Origin of the sequence: Pseudolactococcus piscium (assembly GCF_002441695.1) — a bacterium.
GTDB classification, from domain to species: Bacteria; Bacillota; Bacilli; order Lactobacillales; family Streptococcaceae; genus Pseudolactococcus; species Pseudolactococcus piscium.
Window position 1 is genome coordinate 86,861 of sequence record NZ_JXJW01000003.1, and the last position, 23,913, is coordinate 110,773.

29 protein-coding genes, 1 other RNA gene and 1 pseudogene are annotated in these 23,913 nt (G+C 38.8%); 20 read left to right on the plus strand and 11 right to left on the minus strand.

The genetic code is table 11. The features are described from left to right. Positions 1-6: 6 nt before the first annotated feature. From RU86_RS02245 to RU86_RS02275, 7 genes are all read left to right on the plus strand, one after another. The gene (locus RU86_RS02245) at positions 7-1,074 is read left to right on the plus strand and encodes an ABC transporter ATP-binding protein (RefSeq protein ID WP_047916193.1); all 1,068 of its coding nucleotides are present in this window, start codon (positions 7-9) and stop codon (positions 1,072-1,074) included. Continuing rightward, positions 1,067-1,984: an ATP-binding cassette domain-containing protein gene (locus tag RU86_RS02250; protein WP_096813851.1), complete on the plus strand. Its 918-nt coding sequence runs from the start codon at positions 1,067-1,069 to the stop codon at positions 1,982-1,984. Before RU86_RS02245 ends, RU86_RS02250 begins: the two co-directional genes overlap by 8 nt. 193 nt (positions 1,985-2,177) lie before the next feature. Beyond that, on the plus strand, positions 2,178-3,497 hold the full coding sequence (obgE, locus tag RU86_RS02255) for a GTPase ObgE (protein WP_079507341.1): 1,320 nt from the start codon (positions 2,178-2,180) through the stop codon (positions 3,495-3,497). A gap of 60 nt (positions 3,498-3,557) precedes the next feature. Next, on the plus strand, positions 3,558-3,749 hold the full coding sequence (locus RU86_RS02260; protein WP_079507339.1) for a hypothetical protein: 192 nt from the start codon (positions 3,558-3,560) through the stop codon (positions 3,747-3,749). Beyond that, positions 3,746-4,765, plus strand: coding sequence for a PhoH family protein (locus RU86_RS02265; RefSeq protein WP_096813852.1), 1,020 nt, complete (start codon positions 3,746-3,748; stop codon positions 4,763-4,765). Before RU86_RS02260 ends, RU86_RS02265 begins: the two co-directional genes overlap by 4 nt. A 16-nt stretch (positions 4,766-4,781) precedes the next feature. After that, positions 4,782-5,273, plus strand: coding sequence for an rRNA maturation RNase YbeY (gene ybeY, locus RU86_RS02270; RefSeq protein ID WP_096813854.1), 492 nt, complete (start codon positions 4,782-4,784; stop codon positions 5,271-5,273). After that, positions 5,257-5,658: a diacylglycerol kinase family protein gene (locus RU86_RS02275; protein WP_047916186.1), complete on the plus strand. Its 402-nt coding sequence runs from the start codon at positions 5,257-5,259 to the stop codon at positions 5,656-5,658. Before ybeY ends, RU86_RS02275 begins: the two co-directional genes overlap by 17 nt. 2 nt (positions 5,659-5,660) lie before the next feature. Here the strand turns inward: RU86_RS02275 and RU86_RS02280 are convergent, their stop codons facing one another. After that, the gene (locus RU86_RS02280) at positions 5,661-6,104 is read right to left on the minus strand and encodes a ComF family protein (protein WP_096813856.1); all 444 of its coding nucleotides are present in this window, start codon (positions 6,102-6,104) and stop codon (positions 5,661-5,663) included. 200 nt (positions 6,105-6,304) lie between these two features. Next, a complete protein-coding gene (locus RU86_RS02285; RefSeq protein WP_096813858.1) occupies positions 6,305-7,579 on the minus strand; it encodes an ATP-dependent helicase ComFA in 1,275 nt (424 codons plus the stop codon). 87 nt (positions 7,580-7,666) lie between these two features. Between RU86_RS02285 and RU86_RS02290 the strand changes: the two genes are divergently transcribed. After that, the gene (locus RU86_RS02290; protein ID WP_096813861.1) at positions 7,667-8,290 is read left to right on the plus strand and encodes a YigZ family protein; all 624 of its coding nucleotides are present in this window, start codon (positions 7,667-7,669) and stop codon (positions 8,288-8,290) included. Between the two features lie 78 nt (positions 8,291-8,368). Then, positions 8,369-8,722: a transfer-messenger RNA gene (gene ssrA, locus RU86_RS02295) on the plus strand. A 132-nt stretch (positions 8,723-8,854) separates the two neighbouring features. Here the strand turns inward: ssrA and RU86_RS12295 are convergent. The 3 genes and pseudogenes from RU86_RS12295 to RU86_RS02305 form a co-directional block, all read right to left on the minus strand. Next, positions 8,855-8,962: pseudogene (locus RU86_RS12295) on the minus strand (integrase); the annotation flags it as partial. After that, positions 8,962-9,549, minus strand: coding sequence for a hypothetical protein (locus tag RU86_RS02300; protein ID WP_096813862.1), 588 nt, complete (start codon positions 9,547-9,549; stop codon positions 8,962-8,964). The gene RU86_RS02300 and the pseudogene RU86_RS12295, both read right to left, overlap by 1 nt. A gap of 14 nt (positions 9,550-9,563) precedes the next feature. Continuing rightward, on the minus strand, positions 9,564-9,908 hold the full coding sequence (locus RU86_RS02305; RefSeq protein ID WP_096813864.1) for a helix-turn-helix domain-containing protein: 345 nt from the start codon (positions 9,906-9,908) through the stop codon (positions 9,564-9,566). Between the two features lie 410 nt (positions 9,909-10,318). Here RU86_RS02305 and RU86_RS02310 point away from each other — a divergent pair, with 410 nt between their 5' ends. The 5 genes from RU86_RS02310 to RU86_RS02330 all read left to right on the plus strand — a co-directional run bounded on the left by RU86_RS02310 (position 10,319) and on the right by RU86_RS02330 (position 14,357). After that, positions 10,319-10,720, plus strand: a complete 402-nt coding sequence (locus tag RU86_RS02310) for an ArpU family phage packaging/lysis transcriptional regulator (RefSeq protein WP_096813865.1) — start codon at positions 10,319-10,321, stop codon at positions 10,718-10,720. Between the two features lie 165 nt (positions 10,721-10,885). After that, positions 10,886-11,647: a CHAP domain-containing protein gene (locus tag RU86_RS02315; RefSeq protein WP_096813866.1), complete on the plus strand. Its 762-nt coding sequence runs from the start codon at positions 10,886-10,888 to the stop codon at positions 11,645-11,647. 258 nt (positions 11,648-11,905) lie between these two features. Then, positions 11,906-12,577, plus strand: coding sequence for a phage tail tip lysozyme (locus tag RU86_RS02320; RefSeq protein ID WP_245810456.1), 672 nt, complete (start codon positions 11,906-11,908; stop codon positions 12,575-12,577). A 350-nt stretch (positions 12,578-12,927) separates the two neighbouring features. Further along, a complete protein-coding gene (locus RU86_RS02325) occupies positions 12,928-13,257 on the plus strand; it encodes a holin (protein WP_096813868.1) in 330 nt (109 codons plus the stop codon). Beyond that, entirely contained in the window at positions 13,254-14,357 is a 1,104-nt protein-coding gene (locus RU86_RS02330; protein WP_096813869.1) for a GH25 family lysozyme, read from the plus strand. The genes RU86_RS02325 and RU86_RS02330 overlap by 4 nt, the downstream gene beginning before the upstream one ends. Before the next feature lie 490 nt (positions 14,358-14,847). Here the strand turns inward: RU86_RS02330 and RU86_RS11990 are convergent, their stop codons facing one another. Further along, on the minus strand, positions 14,848-15,501 hold the full coding sequence (locus tag RU86_RS11990; RefSeq protein WP_179296177.1) for a hypothetical protein: 654 nt from the start codon (positions 15,499-15,501) through the stop codon (positions 14,848-14,850). Between the two features lie 300 nt (positions 15,502-15,801). On the opposite strand from RU86_RS11990, the gene RU86_RS02345 reads away from it, so the two are divergent. Continuing rightward, positions 15,802-16,422 (plus strand): membrane lipoprotein lipid attachment site-containing protein, encoded by a 621-nt coding sequence (locus RU86_RS02345; protein ID WP_096813870.1) that lies wholly within the window; start codon positions 15,802-15,804, stop codon positions 16,420-16,422. 254 nt (positions 16,423-16,676) lie between these two features. On the opposite strand, the gene RU86_RS11995 is transcribed toward RU86_RS02345, so the two are convergent. From RU86_RS11995 to RU86_RS02360, 4 genes are all read right to left on the minus strand, one after another. After that, complete coding sequence (locus tag RU86_RS11995; protein ID WP_179296183.1) at positions 16,677-16,982, minus strand: TetR-like C-terminal domain-containing protein; 306 nt, start codon at positions 16,980-16,982, stop codon at positions 16,677-16,679. Positions 16,983-17,289: 307 nt separating this feature from the next. Further along, a complete protein-coding gene (locus RU86_RS02350; RefSeq protein ID WP_096813872.1) occupies positions 17,290-18,411 on the minus strand; it encodes a DNA/RNA non-specific endonuclease in 1,122 nt (373 codons plus the stop codon). Positions 18,412-18,613: 202 nt separating this feature from the next. Further along, positions 18,614-18,844, minus strand: coding sequence for a hypothetical protein (locus RU86_RS02355; protein ID WP_096813874.1), 231 nt, complete (start codon positions 18,842-18,844; stop codon positions 18,614-18,616). A gap of 41 nt (positions 18,845-18,885) precedes the next feature. Then, positions 18,886-19,281 carry an HIT family protein gene (locus tag RU86_RS02360; RefSeq protein WP_096813876.1) on the minus strand — a complete coding sequence of 132 codons (396 nt, stop codon included), beginning with the start codon at positions 19,279-19,281 and terminating at the stop codon, positions 18,886-18,888. Between the two features lie 124 nt (positions 19,282-19,405). Between RU86_RS02360 and RU86_RS02365 the strand changes: the two genes are divergently transcribed. The 5 genes from RU86_RS02365 to RU86_RS02385 all read left to right on the plus strand — a co-directional run bounded on the left by RU86_RS02365 (position 19,406) and on the right by RU86_RS02385 (position 23,215). Next, positions 19,406-19,942: a GNAT family N-acetyltransferase gene (locus RU86_RS02365; RefSeq protein WP_096813878.1), complete on the plus strand. Its 537-nt coding sequence runs from the start codon at positions 19,406-19,408 to the stop codon at positions 19,940-19,942. Between the two features lie 128 nt (positions 19,943-20,070). Beyond that, positions 20,071-20,814, plus strand: coding sequence for an ABC transporter ATP-binding protein (locus RU86_RS02370; RefSeq protein ID WP_096813879.1), 744 nt, complete (start codon positions 20,071-20,073; stop codon positions 20,812-20,814). Continuing rightward, positions 20,807-21,838, plus strand: a complete 1,032-nt coding sequence (locus RU86_RS02375; RefSeq protein WP_096813881.1) for an ABC transporter permease — start codon at positions 20,807-20,809, stop codon at positions 21,836-21,838. Before RU86_RS02370 ends, RU86_RS02375 begins: the two co-directional genes overlap by 8 nt. A 247-nt stretch (positions 21,839-22,085) precedes the next feature. Then, positions 22,086-22,724 (plus strand): carbonic anhydrase family protein, encoded by a 639-nt coding sequence (locus RU86_RS02380; protein WP_096813882.1) that lies wholly within the window; start codon positions 22,086-22,088, stop codon positions 22,722-22,724. A gap of 32 nt (positions 22,725-22,756) precedes the next feature. Beyond that, complete coding sequence (locus RU86_RS02385) at positions 22,757-23,215, plus strand: RpiB/LacA/LacB family sugar-phosphate isomerase (RefSeq protein WP_079507238.1); 459 nt, start codon at positions 22,757-22,759, stop codon at positions 23,213-23,215. 54 nt (positions 23,216-23,269) lie between these two features. On the opposite strand, the gene RU86_RS02390 is transcribed toward RU86_RS02385, so the two are convergent. Further along, the gene (locus tag RU86_RS02390; protein ID WP_096813883.1) at positions 23,270-23,902 is read right to left on the minus strand and encodes a copper homeostasis protein CutC; all 633 of its coding nucleotides are present in this window, start codon (positions 23,900-23,902) and stop codon (positions 23,270-23,272) included. Between the last annotated feature and the right edge of the window lie 11 nt (positions 23,903-23,913).

Below are 23,913 nucleotides of genomic sequence, written 5' to 3' on the forward strand. Positions count from 1 at the left end.
TAGCTCATGTCAAACGAAAATGTAATCCTTTCTGCAAAGGATGTCAGTGTTGAATTTGAAGTACGAAAACGGACACTTCGTGCCATTCGTAATATATCAGTAGACTTACATGATGGCGAAACCTTGGCACTTGTAGGAGAATCTGGTTCTGGAAAATCAGTTTTTACTAAAGTTTTTACAGGGATGTTAGAGTCAAATGGCTCTGTTTCTACTGGTCAAGTCTTCTATAAAGGCACTGAATTAACAAAGTTAACAACAAACTCACAATGGGAAAAAATTCGAGGCGCTGAAATCTCGACAATCTTCCAAGATCCGATGACGTCACTTAATCCGATAAAAACAATCGGCAGTCAAATTTCAGAAACAATCATTAAGCATCAAGGTAAGACAAAAGAAGAAGCAAAAGTAATCGCAATCGATCTAATGGATCGAGTTGGGATTCCCGAAGCAGCCAAACGCTATGATGAGTATCCATTCCAGTATTCTGGGGGCATGCGCCAACGTATCGTGATCGCAATCGCGCTCTCTTCTCGTCCAAAAGTATTGATTTGTGATGAACCAACAACTGCGCTAGATGTGACGATTCAAGCACAAATTATTGCACTTTTAAAAGAATTAAAAGCAGAATATGGGTTTGCCATGATTTTTATCACGCATGATTTAGGTGTTGTTGCATCAATTGCTGATAAAGTAGCGGTTATGTATTCTGGTGAGATTATTGAATATGGAACGGTTGAAGATATTTTCTATGATAGCCGTCACCCCTATACTTGGGCTTTGTTATCAAGTTTGCCGCAGCTTGCGACAACAGAAAAGCTTTACTCGATTGCAGGGACGCCACCGTCTTTATACTCGGAGATTAAAGGGGATGCTTTTGCCCCTCGTAACCCGAGTCCGATGGCTGTTGATTTTGTTGAAATTCCACCAAAATTCCCAATCAGTGATACGCATTGGGCCAAAACGTGGTTGCTTGACAATCGTGCACCAAAGTTGAGTAAGCCTGAAGGCATTCAAGACCTACATGCTAAGATGCTCAAAATTTATGATAAAGCAGGAGGGGTAAACCTTGGCTGAGAAATTACTAGAAATAAAAGACCTCTCGATTTCATTTGGTGAAGGTAAAAATAAAAATATTGCCGTAAAAAATGCCAACTTTGACATCTATAAAGGGGAAACTTTTGCCTTAGTAGGTGAATCTGGATCCGGTAAAACGACAATTGGTCGTGCAGTTATGGGGTTAAACACGATCGAAAATGGAGATATCATTTTTGATGGTAAGAAAATTAATAAAAAATTAGCGAACTCAGAAAAAGAAGCGTTGATTAAAGATATTCAAATGATTTTTCAGGATCCAGCAGCCTCACTTAATGAACGCGCAACGGTTGATTACGTGATTTCAGAAGGGCTACATAACTTTAAGATGTATAAGGATGAGGCTGAGCGTAAAGCTAAGGTCGAAGCCATGCTTAAAGAAGTTGGCCTCTTACCTGAACATCTATCACGTTATCCTCATGAGTTCTCTGGTGGACAACGTCAACGTATTGGGATTGCTCGTGCCCTTGTCATGGAGCCACGTCTGGTCATTGCTGACGAACCTATCTCAGCCTTAGATGTCTCGATTAGAGCACAAGTACTGAATTTGTTACAACGGTTGCAAGAAGAAAAAGGGCTGACTTATCTCTTTATTGCTCATGATCTCTCTGTTGTTCACTTTATTAGTGATCGGATAGCAGTTATCTATCGTGGCGACATTGTTGAGATGGCAGAAACGGAAGAATTATTTAATCATCCAATCCATCCTTACACAAAATCTTTGTTGTCTGCTGTGCCAATCCCTGATCCAGCACTTGAAAGAGAAAAGCAACTCATTGTTTATGATGATACAATGCATGACTATGAGACAGATAAACCAAGTTTCCAAGAAATTAAACCAGGTCATTTTGTTTGGGCAAATACTGCCGAAGCAAAAGTCTATAAAGCATAAAAAAGTCTACAGGCGTAAGCCTGTTTTCTTATACACTCCTTTAGCCATCAAGGATTTATCAGTGCTTTCTATGCACATTGACCTGCCTCATTATTATTGTTTAACTAATAATCGAAGTCGTGAGCGAAAGCCCACGTTTTTTGTTATAATAGAAGTAACTATAGATAAATTTAAAGAAAATCAAGGTGACAAGATGTCAATGTTTTTAGATACAGCGCGAATTGAAGTAAAGGCCGGAAAAGGTGGCGATGGTGCCGTGTCCTTCCGTCGTGAAAAATATGTACCAGATGGTGGACCTGCAGGTGGTGATGGTGGTCGAGGTGGTGATGTGATTTTCATCGTCGACGAAGGCTTACGTACGCTTATGGACTTCCGCTATAATCGCCATTTCAAGGCGAAACCAGGCGAAAAAGGGATGAATAAAGGGATGCACGGTCGTGGATCAGAGGATTTGATTGTAAAGGTTCCCCAAGGAACAACAGTTAAAGAATTTGAAACAGATAAGATTTTAGTCGATTTATTAGCACCGGGTCAAACCTTTACTGTCGCAAAAGGCGGCCGAGGTGGCCGTGGTAACATCCGTTTTGCAACACCTAGAAACCCTGCACCAGAGGTTGCCGAAAATGGTGAACCAGGTGAAGAGAGAACCTTAGTGTTGGAGCTTCGTGTACTAGCAGACGTTGGTCTCGTAGGGTTTCCATCAGTTGGGAAATCAACGTTATTAAGTGTTATTTCTAATGCACGTCCTAAGATTGGCGCTTATCATTTTACAACGCTTGTCCCTAATATCGGGATGGTAAGAGTTGGCGATGGCGATAGCTTTGTTGTTGCTGATATGCCAGGCCTAATCGAGGGTGCTAGTCAAGGTATTGGGTTAGGGACACAGTTCTTACGCCACATTGAGCGGACACGTGTGCTCCTTCATGTCATTGATATGAGTGGTATGGAAGGTCGCGATCCTTATGATGATTACGTTGCCATTAACGATGAGTTAGAAGGGTATAACCTACGTTTGATGGAGCGACCACAGATTATCGTGGCTAACAAAATGGATATGCCAGATGCAGCAGAAAACTTAGCTGAGTTTCAGGCTAAATTAGCTGCGAATTATGATGAGTTTGAAGATAAACCGCAAGTCTTCCCAGTATCAGGGGTATCAAGACAAGGGTTACAGAATCTACTAGAAGCAACGAATGAGTTACTTGGTGAAACACCTGAATTTCCACTTTATGAGGATGCAGATTTCGCTGGTCAAGATCAAGAAGCTTACTATGGCTTTGATGAAGGTGCACGTGACTATGAAATTTCACGTGAAGATGATGCCTCATGGACACTATCTGGTGAAAAATTAGAGAAACTCTTTATGATGACAAATCTTGATCATGATGACTCTGTCTTTAAATTTGCTAGACAGTTACGTGGTATGGGCATTGATGAAGATCTTCGTAGCCGTGGTGCCAGAGATGGTGATATTGTTCGCATCGGTAAATTTGAATTTGAGTTTGTAGACTAAACAGTAGTAAATACTTGATAAGTAAGCTATTCAGTTGTTTTTTGATGATTGGAGTGATTAATGGGATTTAAAATTATTGGTAATCGAAGTGAAGAAGGTGAGTTTATCGCATCTGCTGATGCATGGCCACCTGAAAAAATTGCGGCTTTATTTGATAAGTTTAATCCCAATCGTAAATTGAGATTGGCACGCGAAAAGGCAGCACTTGATGCAGTAGCAAAAGATGATAAGAAAGAAGATGACCTTATTTGAATACGCTTGATATCAAATTAAATCACCCTGATGATGGTACCAATCTTTTTGGTACACAGGAAAAGCATCTGAAATACCTGGAAGATGCGCTAGGCATTACTATCCATTTTCGTAGTGAGCTAGTTCAAGTTGTTTCCGATTCAGATGAGAAAAATGAGCTGACGAGACTTATTTTACAAGCATTATTAGTACTCATCAGTCGAGGGCAGACGATTAATACACCGGATGTCGTAACTGCCTTCACGATGGCGAAAAATGGTGAGATTAATAAATTTATCGCACTGTACGAAGAAGAGATTACCAAGGATAGTAATGGTAAGCCAATTCGTGTTAAAACCTTAGGTCAAAAAATCTATGTTGACGACATTTTGCATCATGATATTACTTTTGGTATTGGCCCTGCTGGCACAGGCAAGACCTATTTAGCAGTTGTTCTAGCGACAACTGCTTTACGTCGTGGTCAAGTCAAGCGAATTATTGTGACCAGACCGGCAGTCGAGGCTGGCGAAAGTCTAGGCTTTTTACCAGGTGATCTACAAGAAAAAGTAGATCCCTATCTAAGACCTATTTATGATGCCTTACACCAAGTGTTGGGTAAAGTGACAGTGGAGCGGATGCTTGAACGAGGAACAATCGAAATCGCGCCGCTCGCTTATATGCGTGGTCGTACGTTAGATGATGCATTTGTCATCTTGGACGAAGCACAAAATACAACCACCATGCAGATGAAAATGTTCTTAACAAGGCTTGGTTTCAACTCAAAAATGGTGATCAATGGCGATATTAGTCAGATTGACCTACCACGAAAAACCAAGTCAGGCTTGATTGATGCTAAGGATAAACTGGCTAAAATTAAACAAGTTTCCTTTGTTTATTTCTCTGCCAAAGATGTCGTGAGACATCCAGTCGTAGCTGAAATTATACAAGCCTATGAAGCTTATGACCTGGTAGGTATCCATAAAAATAGAGACCAGCTTGATAGCCTTGACACAAGCACAACAAGTACAAATGATTGAAAGGTAACGTCTAATCATGTATATTGAAATGACTGATAACACGGGAAAAGTTTCTGATGACATGCAACAAGAGACGATAAAGCTCTTGAATTTTGCAGCAAATTTCATCCATTTACCTGAGCATAAGGAAATGGCGATTACTTATGTCTTGAACGATGAAATTCAAAAAATAAACCAAGACTATCGGGGCAAAGATGCACCGACAGATGTGGTCAGTTTAGAGTATGAACCAGAGACGATTAGCTTTGATGCTGATTTTGACATGCCTGAAGCACTACAAGCAGAGCTAGAAGAGTTCGATAGTTTTATTGGCGAGCTGTTTATTTCGATAGAAAAGGCACAAGAGCAGGCAGATAACTATGGTCACAGTTATGAAAGAGAAATGGGTTTTCTAGCAGTACATGGTTTTCTTCATATCAATGGGTATGATCACATGATTGAAGAAGAGGAAAAAGTGATGTTCGCTCTCCAGGAAGAGATTTTGACTGCTTATGGCCTTACGAGATAAACAACCCGAAAAAAAATGGAAAAACCAGACTGTCTATGCATCGCTCGAGTTTGCCTTAACTGGTATTATCACAGCCTTCCGTGAGGAACGTAACCTACGTAAGCATGCAGTGAGTGCGCTAGTCGCGATGAGTTTAGGTGCTGTTTTTCGCATTTCTAAAGTAGACTGGCTATTTTTACTACTGGCTATCTTTTTAGTTATTTTTGCAGAAATCATCAATTCTGCGATTGAAAATGTTGTGGATTTAGCTAGTGAGTATCATTTCTCGATGTTAGCAAAAAATGCCAAGGATATGGCAGCTGGTGCAGTGCTATTTATTTCTTGTTTTGCTGTGATTGTCGGCCTATTCATCTTTTTGCCTAAAATCTGGGCTTTGATTTTTTAAGGTTAACGAAATAATGAAAAGGTAGAAACGCGGGGGCAACCTGCGTTTTTTATGATAGCTATGGCATGTTTAAGTGTCGTACCTGTCGTGTAAATATCATCAAAAATCAAGACACTGTCTGGTAACTTCGATAACGTGTTAAGTCTGAAGGGATTATCCGTGGATAGACGAGCTACTCTTGTCTTATGTGACTGATGCTCGGTTTCTCTTTTACTTAGTAAGGCTAGATAGGGTAGGTTGGCGCTGGATAAAAAGCCTGTGACTTGATTAAATCCCCGACTCTGTAACCTTTCTGCTGACACTGGTATAGGGATAATTTGTTGTCCTTTTAGGTTAAGGCGTAGTATCTGGTTAAAAGCTGCTCTTAACCTAAAGTCGCCATTGAATTTGTATTGTTTGAAATAAGTTTTAGCAAAGTCATTATAATGAAAAATGGCACGATGCATGACTGGGTTTTTAATGAGCTTGCAATCCTTGCAAACTCCTGATATGTCTGGCTTGTAGCAGATCTCACAATGTCTATCAGAGATGGACTCAAACTGCATAAAACAGGATTGACAAATCACTTGTTGGGTCTGCCTAGATAAAAAAACATCTGAAAAAGAATGCCTAATCCGAATGGGTGTGGCACATAAAAGACAGCTGTTCATGAGAAGCCACCAAGTCGATTCATCTTGCGAATATCAGAAATAGCACGGGTCATCTGCTTTGTTAGGCCATTATGAAAAAAATAGACAAGACCAGTCGGCCGCTCAATACTACGTCCAGCCCGTCCAGCAATCTGTATCAGACTAGAGGCTGTAAAGAGTCTGTGCTGACTTTCGAGTACAAAGACATCAACTTTTGGAAACGTGACCCCGCGTTCTAATATGGTGGTAGAAACTAGAATCGTTAACTCACCTTTGCGAAACTGGGAGATGATCTCAGAGCGATTTTCAGTAGTGGATGCAACAAACCCTATCTTCTCGTGGGGGAAAAGCTTGCTTAACTGGGCCGTAAATGATTGCCCAAACCGAATGACAGGTGCAAATAGTAATAAGGGAAAGCCGGTTTTCCGCTGTTTTTGGATATGCCAGTAGATGATTTTTTCCGGATAGCTAAAAATTGGTTTGGGAACTACGAGTGGGTGGCCGTGAAAGCGACGGGATAAGGTAATCCGTTTTAATAGGCCTGAGCTGACGCGTTTGTCTAGGGTATCAGTAGAAGTAGCTGTCAGATAAACCAGAGTAGCTGCTGCTTTTTGTGCATGCTCAGCTGCATAGTAAAGTGCAGGGTTATCAGCGAAAGGAAAGGCATCTACTTCGTCGATGATCAGTAAATCAAATGCCTCTCTAAATCGGAGAAGCTGGTGTGTTGTCGAAATGACAAGTGGTGTGCGAAAGTATGGGGGACTATCGGCATGCAGGAGTGAGATAGGGACAGAAAAATCGTTAGACAAACGCGTATAGAGTTCGCGAGCGACGTCAGTTCTAGGGGTTGCGATACAAACAGCACCACCACTAGCAATACTGCTGCTAATCGCTGCATAAATCATCTCTGTTTTACCAGCACCTGTTACCGCATGGACCAAAATTTGCTTTTTTTGATCCACTGCCTGTACGAGTTGCTTAGAGATGTCTGCCTGATAAGGCGTCAGTGTGCCAGTCCAAAGTAAGGCGTCTATCCCTTTAAAGGGCTGTTGCGGTAAGTGATAGAGAAATTCATCAGATCTAACGCGACCTAGTTGCAGACATTCAGGACAAAAATAGGCCGAAATTTCAAGTCGGACTGCTTGGCAAGATGATGTCGTACCACATCGCTTACAGATGACGTTTTTTCCTGTTATTGCCATACCAGCTAACCGGATGACATCCTGTGGTAAAAGGGACATGTCAGGACCCAGTTCTTGCTGGGTGAGTAGTCGGCCAAATAAGTTTTCCATACTGCTATATACGACATTTTCTCAGAAATGTTACAATAAAGAGAAGGCAATCGTCTAGTTAAAAAATGAGAGAAAGAAACCCCTGAGATGAATATAACGATTAAATCAGATTTTATCTTTGAAGAAGAGATTAAAAAATCGCGTTTTATTTGCCAACTAAAGCGTGTCTATAGTGAAGCAGAAGCGCGTGAGTTTATCACATCTGTTAAAAAACAGCATCATAAAGCTAATCATAATGTATCGGCCTTTACGGTTGGTGAACAGCAAGAGATACAGCGCACATCGGATGATGGTGAACCATCAGGTACAGCAGGTATGCCAATGCTTGATATCTTAAAGAAAAGAGAAATCATCAACGTGGTTGCAGTTGTCACCCGTTATTTTGGCGGCATTAAACTTGGCGCAGGCGGGTTAATACGTGCTTATGCTGGCAGTGTGAATCATGCCATAGATGCGGTCGGTCTTGTGCAGATTGTTGAGCAAACCCAGATGATGTTAGAGATGGACTATAGCTTATTTGATAATGTCTCTAGATATTTGAGTTCTGAGGGGCTCACCATCTCGGATCCAGTATTTACCGATAAGGTCAGCTTGATATGTTTTTGTGACACAGACCGGATGACCACTTTGATGGCAGGACTAACAGACCAGTTCCATGGGCAATTAACACTTACCGAGGGTGACAAAAAACTTGTAGAAGTCGATCTTTGATGTTATAATGGAGCTTCAAGAGGTCGCTTGCTAGACCTTTTGAACATTTGCTGTGGCAACTTGATCACATCAGCATTTGGGGTCGTTCTGGATTCGACAGGTGTTGTCGCGTATGAGCTGCGATTAGTGAGACGTCACTATAAACCGTCGCAGAAAAATATAACTGCTAAAAATACACAAACTTACGCTTTAGCTGCCTAAACCACAGCCTGCGTGCCTGACTTTCGTTCGCCTATGACGACTTGATGGCCTAATTTAGTAGGATACGATTTGATGGTGTCTTGACATCAAAGAAGAGATTAAGAGAATCGCAAGCTGACTTTGTTCGAGGATTTGTCTCGTTAGCTTGTTAAATTTAGACAGTCCCTATGATTGTAGACGCTGATATAGCAAGGCATTTGGACAGGGGTTCGACTCCCCTCGGCTCCATATAATATTATCTATAACTTCTTATAAGTTGCTAAAAGCCCATTGTTTAGGGCTTTTTTGTTTTCTTCTTATCTGTAACTTTATATAGTTTTCGAAGAAAAGGACACAAAAAAGGACACAACGTTTTGCGTCCTTTTAAAAATTCACGTATTTAGAAAATTTTTCACCAATATCATCGATAGCCTTTTGAGTGATATGTGTATAGACGTTCATGGTTGTCTGCAAATCTGAGTGACCTATCCTTATGCCACACCCAACAACTTAGAGAATTCTTTCTTGGCTAGATCATAGAGATCATAATCAAGATGGTATGAATCAAGGAAGCTATAGAGGTTAATTGATTCCAATTCATTACAACTACTAATATAGTCAAGTACATATTTGTGCAACTGGCTTTTTTCTATATCTACTGATAGATCATCTTCATAAATTTCAGTTATTGCCTCAAGCATGTCGTGATACTCATTACTGATAATTGTATAAGCCAATTCAAATGGACTTTCTGTTAAATCAGCAAAGAAACTGAAATAGCTATAATTACCACCATTTTGTTCAAACACTTGCCATAGCATTAGTATTGCTTCACGATTAGCACGGATCTCGTGAACACTCAGTGCATCATAGTCATTAGTCCTATGGCAATCTTTATTGATGATATGGCTTAACTCATGCGCCAGCTTAAATGGCGTAATAGTCGTCGGGTTATATATCAGAACTTTCTTATTGATATTGACCACAGCAGCTAGTGGAAATAAATTGTTAGCAACGACATCAAACCCTTGTTTTTTAATTTCACTGATGAGGAAATATATAAGATCCTGTTTATCCATATATTTTTACCTCATCAGTCTTCTAAACGTTTGCCAAGTATCAACTTCATGGCAGTCTTAACTTCATCGGTAAGAGGTTTACCATCAAATGACACCCACTCATCCCAGTTTATCTTGCTTTCATCTACTAGATCCGCGAGGTCAATTGGTTCTCTTGTGGTAGAAAGTGCTTCACGTCCGAGAAGATAGTCAACTGAGACATGAAAGTAGTCAGCAACTTTGGTTACGGCACTAGTTGAGGGATTCGATTTACTCCAACGTCTTATGGTACCATTAGCGATATCTAGCTTTTCCTCTAATTGCCGGATTGATATTTTTTGTGATGATGCGAGACCTTTAATTTTCTCGTACAAGTCCATGTTTATAAACCTCTCCGTAATATAAGAAAAAAGTGTATTAAAAACGTACAAATAAACTTGACAAATGTGTACGGATATCATACAATAGTTTTTGTAAGATAAGTAAGTAAAGCAGTATATAAATAGCCTATAAAAAGCCCTTATAACGCTCTGAGAGAATGTTTAATTCGCTTTTGTTAGGTGTTTTAACTATGTCTACATTGTAGGATATTTATGCATTTGTGTCAAGTGCTTATATACAAAAAAACTAATTTCTCTTATATTAAATCTTAATTTAATGATATAGCTATCTTGTAGGTATGATAATGACTACCTAATATGAGAGGTCAGGAGGTTGCCGACATACTGGTTCAAAATTATCCTCGCTTAGTTAAGTTGAAAAAAGCCCATAATGTTAGAAGGGAAGAGGAATGGAAGGATTAGAACGATTATATAGTCAGGAACAAGTACGTGAAGCAATTGTTGAAAGTCGTAAACTCTTAAAAAACTATCGACAATTGAAGGCACTCAAAAAAATAAAATTTCCCAACCTCAAATCTCCTACTTTTTCAGATATACCAAGAGGAGGCAAAGGGACAATTGATTCACATTTAAGTGATTATATAGAGGTGATCAGTCAGCTTGAACAGATAGAAAAAAGTGTTGCAAGATGTGAATTACTACAAAGTAGCATACTGCGAAAAAAATATTTAGATGAAACAACTTATCCTCAATGGAAATTAGCTGAAATGTCAGGCTATTCTATTAGCAGGTATAGTGACTATCTAAATAGTTCTTTACTACAGTTTGCATCTGCATATGGTCTGATATGACTATCGGATAAACGTCGGATAAATAAACGGAAATAGTTGATAAAATGACATTATAAGGCTTGTGGATAGATAGGCAAATATAGATTGAAAAGTATCGAACACAAGTCTTATGATTAAAGAACTATATAGTGCGCACTGTATGTTTTATTTTAAGAAAGGGGACAAATGGTTTCAGGATTAACAAGAAACAAATCAAAAGACTTAATGAATAAGTATCTATCAACTTCACTACCTTCTGATCCAGGGGTTTGGTATGGTACTTTGGGAGGTTCACCAGCAGCACATTCAAACTGTACATTGTTTAGTCAATGGTTTTTGAAAAACTATACAAGAGACGATGTACAATTAGCGATGCCTAGTGGTAATGGGTTTGAAATGGTTGATAAATTTATAGGTGCTAATGGCGGTAAATTTTCAAAAAGCGGTACGCCGCAAGCATTCTCTTTATTTTCAATCTCACCTAATAATGGTAATTACGGCACTTATGGTGCTGGACATACTGGAATTGTATTAGGTATTGATGGCGATACAGTAATTACAGGAGAAGCTAACTATGGGGCTCCTTATGGAGGTCTTGATGCATCATATCCTAATAATGGGACGGTTGTTAGGACACATGCATTGAGTACGTTTAATAGTTCAACAGGAGTTACGTTCGTCAACTTAACTAATTATTTAGTTGATGAGCTTACAAATACAAATACAAATACAGATAAGAAAAAAGGAGAAAAGAAAATGACACTTTCATTTGTTTACAAAGGAACTGGATACTCAGCAGTAGATGGCACTATGATTGCTTTTTCAGACGGACAAGTTTGGGAATGGATAAAACAAGGTGCAAGAAAAAATGATACTCATGTTGAATTAGGTACACTATCTGATTCTCAATATAAACTATTTACAAAAGCTTACAATTTCGAACTTTAAATATTTACTGATAAGCTTTTCTATAGTTGACAATAAAAACGTGTTATATTAACATTATTGAAATAAAGACAAAGGCAGCTTCTGAGCGATCAGGCGTTGTCTTTTTGATATTACTTTTATGTGGTTATCGGATAAACGTCGGATAAATAGATGAAAATAGCTGATAAAATTACAGTATAAGGCTTGCGGATATATAGGCAGATATAGATTGAAAATTATCAAATACAAGTCTTACAAGAAAATATATGAGGAGGTGCTATGTTGGCACAACAACAAGTAGCAGAACAAATTTGGAATTACCTTACATCTCGTGGCTGGACCAAACAGTCTGTTTCAGCTCTGTTAGGCAATATGCAGAGCGAAAGCGGGATCATTGCAGACCGTTGGGAAAGCGACCGGATTGGTAACATGAGTGGCGGCTATGGTCTTGTTCAATGGACCCCAGCAACCAAGTATATCAATTGGGCACAAAGTAATGGTTTAGTCTATCAAGATGTTATTAGCCAATGCAAGAGATTAGAATGGGAAGTCGCAAATAGTCAACAATTTTACAATCCAAACATGACTTTTGCACAGTTTACTAAGAGTACACAATCTCCCGAAGTATTAGCGGATATTTTCATACGATATTATGAACGTCCGTTTAATCCTAATCAACCAGCAAGGGGAATTCAAGCACGTTATTGGCTTGAATTGCTAAAAGGCAATACTAATGATAATCAAAAAGGAGAAAAGAAAATGACAATTATATTTAATTATAAAGGAACAGGATACTCTGCAATAGATGGCGTTATGATCGCTTTTTCAGACCCTAAAGCTTGGGGTGCGATTACTGGCATTGCTACAAAGAATGGAACGGCTGTTGAATTAGGTACTCTAACTGATTCACAATATAAACTATTTGTAAAAGCTTACAAATTCGAAGTTTAAATATTTACTGATATGCTTTTATAATGTTGATAATAATGGTTTAGTTTTAGGATAACGCACTTAATGATTTCTGTTCGATTCAGGCTTTGTTAGTTATAATTAATCAAGTCATGGCGAGCCGTGGGTCTTGTTTTGGAGCAAAACTGACAATGAAAACGTGTTATATTATTATGACATAAAGAAAAGGCAGCTTCTGAGCGATCGGGTTTTGTTTTTTATATCATTTTGATGCGATCTTATGATGAATAGGAGAATAATATGTGGTATTGCTGACAGCAAAGAATGACTAATTAATACTACAAATGGGTATGCTAATACTCAATACAAACATGCGTTTAAAAAGGAGAAATATGGAATATAAACTAATTGGCATTTCTTGCCTGATTTTAATTATTTTGGGCTTGACGTGGCTTAAGGAAGGCGAGAAAATGAACCCACCGCTAAAGAAAAGGGTCGTAATTGATAGTGTCACAATCGGTATTTTTTGGGCCGTGTTTGAATTTCTGGATAAGTCAGGATCAACGACATACAAAAATGAAATAGTATTTGTGATTAATACCTCGCTATTTTTCTTTTTTGCCAGAATGATTCAGTTGATTTGCCAAGTAAATCCGATGATTCAAGAGCTAATACAATACCTAAAATCAAAAGGTGTTGATATGGAGGATAAAGAAAAATGAGGAAATTAAAAAAATCAGTAGCAGTCTTAGCGGTCGCGCTAGGGCTTTTTGCTAGCATATCACCAGCGTTTGCAGCGGTGGGTGACCAAGGTGTAGACTGGGCAGTTTACCAAGGTGGACAAGGCCAATTTGGCTATGCACATGATAAGTTTTCCATCTCGCAGATTGGTGGCTATAATGGCTCAGGTATCTACTGGCAATCAACGTATGCATCACAGGTGCAGTCATCAATTGCACAAGGAAAACGTGCACACACATACATCTGGTGGCAAAATGTAGCAGACTACAGTACAGCCAAGTATGTACTCGATACGATGCTTGCTCAAGTTCAGACGCCTAAAGGCTCTATTGTAGCTTTAGATGCTGAGTCAGGCTACCAAAACACAGATGTCACATTATGGTCTCTACAGTACATAAAAGACCGTGGCTACACACCTCTTTTGTATGGCTATAAGAGCTATCTTGTAGATAACTTCGACCTAACTAGAATATCAAACCAGTTTGGCTTGTGGATGGCCCAATATCCAGATTACAATGTCACGCCTATTCCGAACTACACCTATTTTCCATCGTGGGACAATATTCAAGTGTTCCAATTCACGTCAACCTATTTGGCTGGAGGTCTAGATGGTAATATCGACTTATCAGGTGTGACGGATAATGGCTATATCGGAGGTAATCCCGAAAAGCCCAAAACAGAAACGCCAGCAATTGAAGCAGGTAAAGAAGCTGACCAAGTAAAGGGCAACGCTAAAGAAGTGGGCATGACGGTCAAAGTCAACTTTAGCTCTAGTGTCTATGCGACTGGCGAGACTATTCCTGATTGGGTTAAGGGGACTTCTTACAAAATCATCGAGAAGTCAGGCGATAAGGTGCTGCTTGACGGTATCATGAGCTGGATCAGCGTATATGATGTTGAGACATTAGATGCATCTACTAGTGCACCAGTTGTGAATACTGGTCAAACTCACGTTGTACAATACGGCGAAAACTTAAGCGGGATTGCAGCACAATTTGGCACGACGGTAGAACGTCTTGTATCAGCGAATGGAATTACTAATCCTGACTTTATTCAAGTTGGTCAAGTGTTGAAATTTTGATAATGTAGTAAATCCCTTCATGATTTTATGATCGTGGCGGGCGTTTTTAAAAAATACAAGAAATGTAGTCTACTTATTGAATGTAAAGAACTTTATTAAATGCTCTTTTTGTCAATTAGTATATATTGAAATACAGTTGGTTATGTTTCTCGACTCCACTAATCCTATCTATAACGTCTTATAAGTTGCTAAAATCTCAATATTTAGGGCTTTTTACAATATCTTCATATCGTTTTTGGCTCCTGTGAGACCTAAGAATAAAAGGATAGGACACAAAAAAGGACACAATATTGTGCCCTTTAAAAAAACAACGTAATAGAAAGTTTCTCTGCAACACGATTGATGACAAACTATGGTTAACCTTAGTGTAAGATTCGAAGATATAAAAATCATATTTGTGATGGGACTTAATAATAGAAGGCATCAAATGATTCATTACAAAAATAGAGATGTCCAAAGTCATAACTTATCGCAAATTTAGTCCGCTACTTTATTTAATTTGAATTTTAGAGATAATTTGTGCAGCTTGACTATCAAACGAAATAGGGATTGGGAGTGTTTTGACACTATCGAGTAATTTTTTAGATTCCTCTTTAACCCAAGTAGGATCTGTGAGATATCTTTCATCTTGATAATGATTAGGGTCTCTATAAAAGTTGATAGTCCCATCATGATTAGAACTGTAAGTAATATTTGTTGTTCCAGCCATTGTATTATTAGAACTAAATGTCAAAGTAACAGTGTCCTGTGGCACGACTACAGAACCTTCATAAGGAAATACCTGATGATTTGCACCGTGTTTAGTCACGCTAATCGTAACTGGTTGATAATTGTATTTATAATAATCAATAATTGTCTCGGTTACACGTGCATACTCGACTTGTTCATCGCTATAACCGGATAAAGGTGAAGCCGTTTTTTGTTCCTCTGTTTTGCTAATCTCTTCTGTTTTACTAGTTTCTTCTGACTTACCAGTTTCCACTTTAGAGGAACTTAGGTTCTCAGAATTAGATGGGATAGATTTACGCGCTATTTTTGATGATGAACTAGAAACACTTTTCTTTTTGTTCTGATTTGCATTTGAGCAGGCACTGAGAAGTGCAATGCTTAAAACTGCGACAGATACGCTTAAAATTTTTTTCATGTGGACCCTCCGATGACTTTATTATATCAAATTTAGCAGATATTTTCTGTAAGTAACGTATCGTGTGCTTATGATTTAAGCAAGTCGTTGCAATGACAGATTAGAGAAAATGGTCGCTAATAATCCGATGATGACGATGTATTGAAAAGAATCGGATAAAAAGCTAGAATTTGGATTGGGAATCAGACTATAAAAACACCTCATATCATAACAGCTGTTTGTTTTTGTGGTATAATTAAATTGTCGTTAAGTTTAATTATAAATCTTCGTATGATGTAGAAGATTTTTTTAGGAGTATTTATGAAAAAAATAGTAATGGTGTTTGGTTTGCTTTTAGTGTTATCCGGTTGTACAGCAAATCCTAAGGACAAGGTAGAAAAATCGAAAAGTCCTCAAAAGACCGAGAAGGTGCAATCATCCAAAAAGAAAGACCCTGTAAAAACTCCAGAGTCCTCTGCTCCCAAAAAGGTCGAATTGGTTGAAAAAAATTTTGAAATTGATGGGAATAAGTATAAAATAAATACGTTAAAGGCATGGCAGGATATGACACTTGAGGAGGGGGTTTCTTTGTGTGTTGGGAGCGAGGATGAATCAGAGAACCTGATGGTTTTTGGCGTAAAGAAAATAAATCTGGAAAATTTTTCTGTTTTTAAAAACTTAGTTAGCAGTGAGTTTATGTCTTCAGATGACATCACTGTTAAAACAGAGGAAATTGAAAAGAACCCTTTTCAAACGACACGTTATCAAGGCGAAACATACATCGTACCACTTGTTTCTGAAGGTGTCAAAGTTAGTTCTAGATACTATTTCTTAGAAACAGAAACGGATTATGTAGTTGTTGTCAGTATGGCATTACCATCATTTTTTGAGAAAAATAGCGATATGATGACCAGTATACTAAATTCGTTTGAAGCGACCTGATGATAGGAGATTATCTGCTTATTACCTTGATTTAGCGGGAGAATACGGTATAAAAACAGGGGCTATTTTTGCTCTACTATTGAAAAATGATAGTGATTTATTTTGACTGATGTTGAGAAGAAAACGTATAAAAATATAGCGTGATTGAATTTAAATCAAGCTATATTTTTTTTATATAATCACTGTAAATTTCGGCTAGAGTGAGATCTGATGATATGAGTGTCCGGTAATGAAGGTTATCCTAATGACTTAAGTCAATCAAGTCCAAGTCCTGATAAGAGTGCATCAAGGCCTAAATCAAAACTTTCGGCCACATCTACTGTCTTGATATTAAATAAATCTGCTATATATAAAAAAGCGAATCCATGTAAATAACTTCTTAACACTCTGATTATTTTTATTTCTTTTTCAATTGTAAACTTGTAAACTTTTAGAACAGATTGGATAATGAGGACGATCGCTTCTTTTGCCTTTGAAATGTCTTGAGAGTTCTTTAAGTATGGATTTTCAATTGCGTGATAGAGTACAGGATATGATCTGGATTTAGAAAAAAATAGGATTTTTGAAGGTGCTTACGATGATATTAGGTGATAGCGCGACATATATCAGTCACGATCGTTTATGTCGTCTACTAGTTATACGTCATAAAATAATGACAGATAGTTTGACAATAAAAAAACCCGGATGAATTTGAAATTAAACTCAGTCGGGTTTTCTGTATTAAATGATGAGACTTGTCACACTGCCTATCTTTTGACTTTTGAATCGGCACCATATATTCAATATGGCCTAGCGCTTTAAAAGCAGTTACATTTTAAAAAGTAAGTGTAAAAAATAAAATTAAGTGGATAGCATAGCTACAAGCCATTAAGGCCTTGCATATTGATTACCGTGAGGTGCACGAGAGGCGCCAGAAGCATCAGCTTCTGATTGGCTAACATACCGATAGTTAGCTGGAATAGTTACTTGACTGTAGTATTTATTCGTATTTGATATAAAGACCATACCAGGAGCAGCGAGAGACCATTTCCCATTCACTGTATAAGCTGTATCAGGAACAGCAGCTGGTGCAACTGGTTCGGGCGCAGGTGCAGGCGTAGGTTGTGGCGTAGGATCAGGTTGGGCATTTGCCTGGCTAGGAGCTTCAGGGGCTGTTACTGCTGCAACTGAACTAGTAGCTTGATAGTCGATACTTAATCCTTCAGCGCTATTAATCACAACAATCTCAGTATCCAGTTTACCATCAGATGACTTGATATCAACGACAGATCCACGAGGTACCGTTTCGCTTTCTTGATATATTGGCGTCGTTTGATAGCTGACAGTTGCCTTTGTTTTTTTATGAGAACGCCAATACTTCTCTACAAGTGCTTCAGCATATCTCATGCCACCATCTTGATTTGCGCCAACATTTTGAGTTCTTGTACCAGTCGTAAAATTATAGTTTGAGGTGTAAGCTGCTTTGCCAAGCAAGCTATCGGCGATGGAATGACTGCGATTGAACTGGTAACCATGATAGGTTTTACCAGTTAATGAAAATCTAATCGCAACTTTTGGGTTTACAGCCGGCCAATTTGGAGGATCCAAAGGTTTTCCTTGACGCGCACCTTTTGAAGCTTGATACTGCTCATAAGTTAAAATGGCGCGTGCGCTACTAGATCGGCCCTTAGCATCAGCTGAAAACTTGCTTTCTCCTGTCTTTAATGTCTCAAAGTCAGATAATTGAGCAGGACCATTTTCCCAATAATAGTTCTCAGTTGGGCCGGGTGACTTCTCTGTTGTATAGGTTATCAGCTTTGGTAGTATCTCTTCCTTAGCGACAATTTGAACGACAGTTGCAGGCTTACTAGGTTTAGATTTAGTCTTGGCACCAGCGTGCTCTGATGAGAGGGCGAATGATACAAGTATGATAGACATCATACCTAGTAATTGCCATTTTCTATGAGCTGGTTTAGGTGTAATTACTTCTCGTTTTAAGGTTTTTAACATGTGTCGTCTCCTCAAGTTTAGGTGTTAGTATCAGTTTTATATAGCAATCTATTATAACATTAATAATTAACTAATAGTTTAGACAAATAAAATTTTGATGTGACCCATAATCTATAAAATTTTGGATGATGAAGCTTGATGCGCACCAACCTGTCTCTCTTTTTATATCTGACCCTTTATTAAACATCAAAAAAGACCTCAATCAGGTTGAGATCTCTTTGTTTATCTTATCCGAAAGCGTTTGAATTGCCTCTATTCTCAGTTGGACTTGAAACTGGTAGGTTTTGATGTCTTTTTGGATATCAAGTGCAACTAATTCAGCATAGGCTAATTCGATTTTAACGTCGTCTAGGTGTTTTTTGACGTCCTGGCTTTCAGAGACGAATTCTTTACCGATGGCATGCAGATCTTTGAAATAATTGATAAGTCCCATAGTATCTCCTTAATTTTTCGCGTGTTAACAAGAGGTTGGGTTTAAATTAAACTATCCTGGATAGCTTTCAGGTCTAACGTGTGTTCTGTAAAACTTGCTTTAAAGCCATCGTCCGAGCTATAGCGCGGAATCAAGTGGACATGGGCATGAAAGACCGTTTGACCGGCAATCGCTTCATTATTTTGTAGCATATTCAAACCACTTGCCCCTAATTTACGTGTGATGTTAGCTGCAATGCTAGGGAGTTTAGCAAATAAAGTCTTTGCTTGGTCCTCTGTCATGTCAAGTACGTTTCGTACGTGGTTTTTTGGAATCACTAAGGTATGTCCCTTGGTTGTTTGTGTGATGTCTAAAAATGCTAAGATATCATCGTCTTCATAAATTTTATAAGCAGGAATCTCTCCGGCGATAATTTTGCAAAAAATGCAATCTGTCATGATGTTACCACTCCCCTTCTTAATTATTGCTATAATACTAGTATAACATTTTATGACTGAGAAGTAGGTTGTCAGACGATACAGATAAACGACTATACTGAAGAAAGAATAGAAAAGGGATAAGATGACAGAAATTAACTTATTAAGACCAAGTCTAGCATTTGAAAAAGCAATATTGGCCTATAAATCTGAATTTGGTGAGTCGGATCAACTCATTAATGGGGCAAGAATGCTACACACTGCAGCAACGATTACAGAGTGGCTAACTAACTTATCCCTGTACGAAGATCAAGCAACCTTGCCTAACAAGAAGTATGTCTCTGGCTACCAATTTATCTTGGTTAGAACAGGTGACCATAAAATACTGGGCATGTCTCATTTGAGAACGGGATTAAATGATGCCTTGTTAAGTTTTGACGGTCATATCGGCTACTCAATCTGTCCATCTGAGAGAGGGAGAGGGTATGGTAAGTTGCTACTCGAAAAGACGTTAATTGAGGCAAAAAGAATTGGCATATCGCGTGTCTTAGTTACCTGCGATGAAACAAACATCGGCTCTGAACAAGTGATTATTAGCAACAATGGTCGACTAGAGAATCGCGTCTTTGATCCTGAACATCAAGTCTGGGTGAAACGATTTTGGATTGATAATGCAAGATAGTTGTCGTGCAGTATTAGGTTAGTCACAGATATTCAACAGGTAAGGTAACCTCCAAATTTAGTTGGCGCATGAAAAAATGGTATAATTAGGCTATTAGCTACAGGATATGCGATTGGAAAAGAGATGAGATGACATTAAAAATAGAGAATGTGACGGGTGGTTACTTTGGCAACACCGTCTTGAAAGATGTTAGTTTTACAGTTAATGATGGCGAACTTGTTGGCCTGATTGGTTTAAATGGGGCTGGTAAGTCGACAACGATTCAAGAAATTATTGGCCTATTAACCCCCTACCAAGGGCAGATTTCACTAGATGACTTAACAATTACCAAACAAGCAGAAGCTTATCGTCAAAAAATAGGCTTCATTCCAGAGCAACCGGCTCTCTATGAAGAATTGACACTTCGTGAACATATAGAAGTGACGGCATTAGCTTATGATGTGGCGATAGATGTTGCGATGGCACGTGCTGACAAATTATTAAAGACCTTTAGATTATCGGATAAGTTGGATTGGTTTCCGGCAAATTTTTCCAAGGGAATGAAACAAAAAGTGATGATCATCTGTGCTTTTTTGACAGAACCTTCACTTTATATTATCGATGAACCATTTTTAGGTCTCGATCCATTGGCCATTAATGATTTAATCGCCCTAATGCTAGACATGAAAAAATCTGGTGCAGCAATCTTGATGTCAACCCATATTCTATCAACAGCAGAAAAATTCTGTGATAAATTTATCGTCTTACATGAAGGACAAGTGATTGCGGATGGTGATTTGAAGGCTTTAAGAGAAAAATTTAAGTTACCTGATGCGAGTCTTGATGAAATCTATGTTGCCTTGACAGCTGAAAGTTGGCAAGCACATGGCTAAAGATATCGAGACGCTATTTGCCATGCGTCGAGCCAAATGGCGCACGCAAAATCTAAAATACTTAAGATATGTCCTCAATGACCATTTCGTGCTCGTCCTCATGTTCTTGATTGGCTTTTTGGCCTATCAGTACGCAGCATTTCTGCAAAAAATGCCTGAACACTGGTTACCGGGTTATCTTATTTCGATTTGTGTGTCCCTATTGATCTTATTTGTTGGACAGTTGGCGACATTTGTGGAAACTGCAGACCAACAATTTTTGCTTGCAAAGGAACAGTCAGTACAAGTCTATTTAAAAACCGCGGTTAAACGATCAATGGTGCTACCAACACTGGTCATTTTTGTAACAGTCATCATCCTATCTCCACTAGTCGCCCTACCTTTACCGGTGGTGCTTGTCTGGATGGCAGGCTTGATAGGTATCAAATATGGCTTGCTTTTGAGGCAATCTCAGTCATTCATCGCGCACCAGTTGATCCAATGGCAGCCATTAATTAATTATGAGCGAAATAGACAAAATAAGATACTGAAAATTTTTAGCCAGTTCACGGATGTTAAGGGATTAAAGCAAACTGCAAAACGCCGCAAATATTTGGATCGGCTCATCCCCAAATCAAAACAGGCCTACGATTATTTATTCATCCGTACGTTTTTGAGAAGTGGTGATTATTTTATGTTGATGTTGCGCTTGACAGGTCTAGGTATCCTGTCCTTGGTCGCAATCGATAATGATCTGTTTAGCTTGCTTTTAGCCTTACTATTCAATTACTTACTCGTGTTTCAGCTCCTCCCGATTAGCCAATCTCAGGACTATCAAATGCTAGCAAGACTTTACCCGATAAAGGCTGATGCCAAAATAGTAGCGGCTGCCTCAGTGATTCGACGATTGATACTCCTGATCAGTGGGTTACAAGTCGTGATTAGTTTAGTCACCTTTCATGATGTCAGATTAGCCGGTATTTTCATTTTGAGCGGTTTATTTCTAGGGGTTATCTATCCAAAATTAAAGTTAAAAACGAGATGACTCGCATGGCATATGGCTATCATGGGATTGAGAGAAGCGATGTAATCTCAGTTACAGACTCATTAGACTTTGTATGACCATAAGAAAAATGTTGCAATGCTTTTCTCTAAAAAATCATAAAAAAATGTGGTATGATAGAAAAAGCAGAGACGAAGCGTCACTGCAAGATCTGTCACAGGAGTGCTAGTCACCTAACTGTTTTCTTAAATTCATTGCGGTAAGCCCGCGCATTCGTAAAGGAGTCACTATGATGAAACATCTGGATTACAGGCACCAAGATAAATGGGCGCTTGCTAATAATACCTTGATCCCTCAATCACCGATTGATATCCAAAGAGAACAATTGGTTCCTGAAGTTGATACGTCGTTAATGATTTCTCTCCCTCAAGACCAGGAAGTTATCGTGAAAGATGCCCCATTTGGGATTCAAATCTATGCAGAAGGTGATTTACAATGGCGTGGTCATGAGTATATGCTCAACCGCTTTCATTTTCATGATGGTGCAGAGCATTTGATCAATGGCGAGCGACATGCAGCTGAGATTCATTTTGCCTTTGAAAGTGTCGACATCAACCAACTTGTTTTAGCAGTTTTTGTAGATGTTGATGAAGCTTGTACTGATAATAGCGTTGAAACCTTATTAAATAATCCAAGTAAATTGGTTGCGTTTGACATTAATAAATTATTGCCAAAGAATCATACATTTTGGACATATAAGGGGTCAATGACGACACCACCACTTAACCAAACAGTGACTTGGGTGATTTTGGAAGAACCAATCAAAATCTCACCAGCCGAAAAAGAACTATTACAAGATAAATTGCGTAGTAATTACCGTAATATCCAAGAATTAAATGACCGAGATGTCTATCGAATTGAAGACTAGTCACACTTAAAAAAGGAGTAGGAAAACAAAAAATGAAAATTATTATGGCGAGTGACCATGCTGGCGTTGCATTAAAATTAGAAATAAAAGCATTATTGACAGAAATGGGTCATGAGGTTGAAGATATGGGACCTTACGACACAACGGCAGTAGATTTATCAGATTTTGTTTATCCGGCAGCTCTTAAAGTGAGTCAAGAAAATGTTCGGGGTATCTTTGTTGATGGTGTAGGGTATGGATCAGCCTTGATTGCTAACCGTATCTACGGCATCGATGCGGTTGTTTGCCAGGATCCATTTTGCGCGAAATTAGCGCGCCAACATACGGACAGTAATGTCCTTTGTTTAGGTGGTAAAATCATCGGTTCTGCTATCGCCTTAGATATCGTCAACACATGGATGACAACCGATTTCCTTGCAGAAGAAAAATATATTCGCCGTGTTGAAAAAGTCAAAGCGATTTCAGAAAAACATTTGGTGAAATTGACTTAGTCAGTTAGTAATCAAAAAAAGCTTAGATTTCAGATGAAATCTAAGCTTTTTTGATTAACATGTAATGATTTTTGTGCCATGGACATACTGGCTACCAGTCAAATCAGCTACAGATTGGGCAGTTTCAGCTGAAACGCCACCGCCTGCGAGGATTTGAATGCGACCTGATGCGTGCTTGACTAATTCAGCGATGCGGTCGGTGTTAACAGGCTTATCTAGGCTGTCACCATGCATCAGGATTTTGTCAAAACCGAGGTCAACTAAGGTATCAAGCGCAGTTTTTTGTTGGTCATAAGGGATGGCATCAAAGGCCATGTGGAAAGTGACTGGTAGGCCTTGACTGGCAATCATCAGGGTTTCTAGGACGTCGATATCTAATTCATTTTCAGGAGTTAAAGCACCAAAGACTAATTCATTGGTACCAGCTTCTAGCGCCTTTAAAATGTCTGTTTCCATGATACGAACTTCAATAGAATGGTAAACAAAATCACCACCACGTGGGCGAATCATGGTCGCAAATGTCGTTTTACGTTCGCTAAGGTAGTCGGCTGTTTCTTTGATTACACCATAGCTAGGTGTTGTCCCACCTTGGGCAAGGTTATCACATAGCTCGATGCGCTCAACACCAGCTGCTGTCACACGAGGAATATCGGTGAAATTCTCTGCACAAAATTCTCTGATTAACATATTTTCTCCAG

What these genes read in the sequence shown, in the direction of transcription:
- RU86_RS11990 (WP_179296177.1), bottom strand. Translation starts at nt 15,501, where the DNA reads ATGAAAAAAATTTTAAGCGTATCTGTCGCAGTTTTAAGCATTGCACTT.
- obgE (WP_079507341.1), top strand. Translation starts at nt 2,178, where the DNA reads ATGTCAATGTTTTTAGATACAGCGCGAATTGAAGTAAAGGCCGGAAAA.
- RU86_RS02370 (WP_096813879.1), top strand. Translation starts at nt 20,071, where the DNA reads ATGACATTAAAAATAGAGAATGTGACGGGTGGTTACTTTGGCAACACC.
- RU86_RS02275 (WP_047916186.1), top strand. Translation starts at nt 5,257, where the DNA reads ATGGCCTTACGAGATAAACAACCCGAAAAAAAATGGAAAAACCAGACT.
- RU86_RS02365 (WP_096813878.1), top strand. Translation starts at nt 19,406, where the DNA reads ATGACAGAAATTAACTTATTAAGACCAAGTCTAGCATTTGAAAAAGCA.
- RU86_RS02315 (WP_096813866.1), top strand. Translation starts at nt 10,886, where the DNA reads ATGGTTTCAGGATTAACAAGAAACAAATCAAAAGACTTAATGAATAAG.
- RU86_RS02290 (WP_096813861.1), top strand. Translation starts at nt 7,667, where the DNA reads ATGAATATAACGATTAAATCAGATTTTATCTTTGAAGAAGAGATTAAA.
- RU86_RS02285 (WP_096813858.1), bottom strand. Translation starts at nt 7,579, where the DNA reads ATGGAAAACTTATTTGGCCGACTACTCACCCAGCAAGAACTGGGTCCT.
- RU86_RS02310 (WP_096813865.1), top strand. Translation starts at nt 10,319, where the DNA reads ATGGAAGGATTAGAACGATTATATAGTCAGGAACAAGTACGTGAAGCA.
- RU86_RS02345 (WP_096813870.1), top strand. Translation starts at nt 15,802, where the DNA reads ATGAAAAAAATAGTAATGGTGTTTGGTTTGCTTTTAGTGTTATCCGGT.
- RU86_RS02350 (WP_096813872.1), bottom strand. Translation starts at nt 18,411, where the DNA reads ATGTTAAAAACCTTAAAACGAGAAGTAATTACACCTAAACCAGCTCAT.
- RU86_RS02380 (WP_096813882.1), top strand. Translation starts at nt 22,086, where the DNA reads ATGATGAAACATCTGGATTACAGGCACCAAGATAAATGGGCGCTTGCT.
- RU86_RS02320 (WP_245810456.1), top strand. Translation starts at nt 11,906, where the DNA reads ATGTTGGCACAACAACAAGTAGCAGAACAAATTTGGAATTACCTTACA.
- RU86_RS02245 (WP_047916193.1), top strand. Translation starts at nt 7, where the DNA reads ATGTCAAACGAAAATGTAATCCTTTCTGCAAAGGATGTCAGTGTTGAA.
- ybeY (WP_096813854.1), top strand. Translation starts at nt 4,782, where the DNA reads ATGTATATTGAAATGACTGATAACACGGGAAAAGTTTCTGATGACATG.
- RU86_RS02300 (WP_096813862.1), bottom strand. Translation starts at nt 9,549, where the DNA reads ATGGATAAACAGGATCTTATATATTTCCTCATCAGTGAAATTAAAAAA.
- RU86_RS02355 (WP_096813874.1), bottom strand. Translation starts at nt 18,844, where the DNA reads ATGGGACTTATCAATTATTTCAAAGATCTGCATGCCATCGGTAAAGAA.
- RU86_RS02390 (WP_096813883.1), bottom strand. Translation starts at nt 23,902, where the DNA reads ATGTTAATCAGAGAATTTTGTGCAGAGAATTTCACCGATATTCCTCGT.
- RU86_RS02375 (WP_096813881.1), top strand. Translation starts at nt 20,807, where the DNA reads ATGGCTAAAGATATCGAGACGCTATTTGCCATGCGTCGAGCCAAATGG.
- RU86_RS02260 (WP_079507339.1), top strand. Translation starts at nt 3,558, where the DNA reads ATGGGATTTAAAATTATTGGTAATCGAAGTGAAGAAGGTGAGTTTATC.
- RU86_RS02360 (WP_096813876.1), bottom strand. Translation starts at nt 19,281, where the DNA reads ATGACAGATTGCATTTTTTGCAAAATTATCGCCGGAGAGATTCCTGCT.
- RU86_RS02330 (WP_096813869.1), top strand. Translation starts at nt 13,254, where the DNA reads ATGAGGAAATTAAAAAAATCAGTAGCAGTCTTAGCGGTCGCGCTAGGG.
- RU86_RS02325 (WP_096813868.1), top strand. Translation starts at nt 12,928, where the DNA reads ATGGAATATAAACTAATTGGCATTTCTTGCCTGATTTTAATTATTTTG.
- RU86_RS02305 (WP_096813864.1), bottom strand. Translation starts at nt 9,908, where the DNA reads ATGGACTTGTACGAGAAAATTAAAGGTCTCGCATCATCACAAAAAATA.
- RU86_RS02385 (WP_079507238.1), top strand. Translation starts at nt 22,757, where the DNA reads ATGAAAATTATTATGGCGAGTGACCATGCTGGCGTTGCATTAAAATTA.
- RU86_RS02280 (WP_096813856.1), bottom strand. Translation starts at nt 6,104, where the DNA reads ATGCATCGTGCCATTTTTCATTATAATGACTTTGCTAAAACTTATTTC.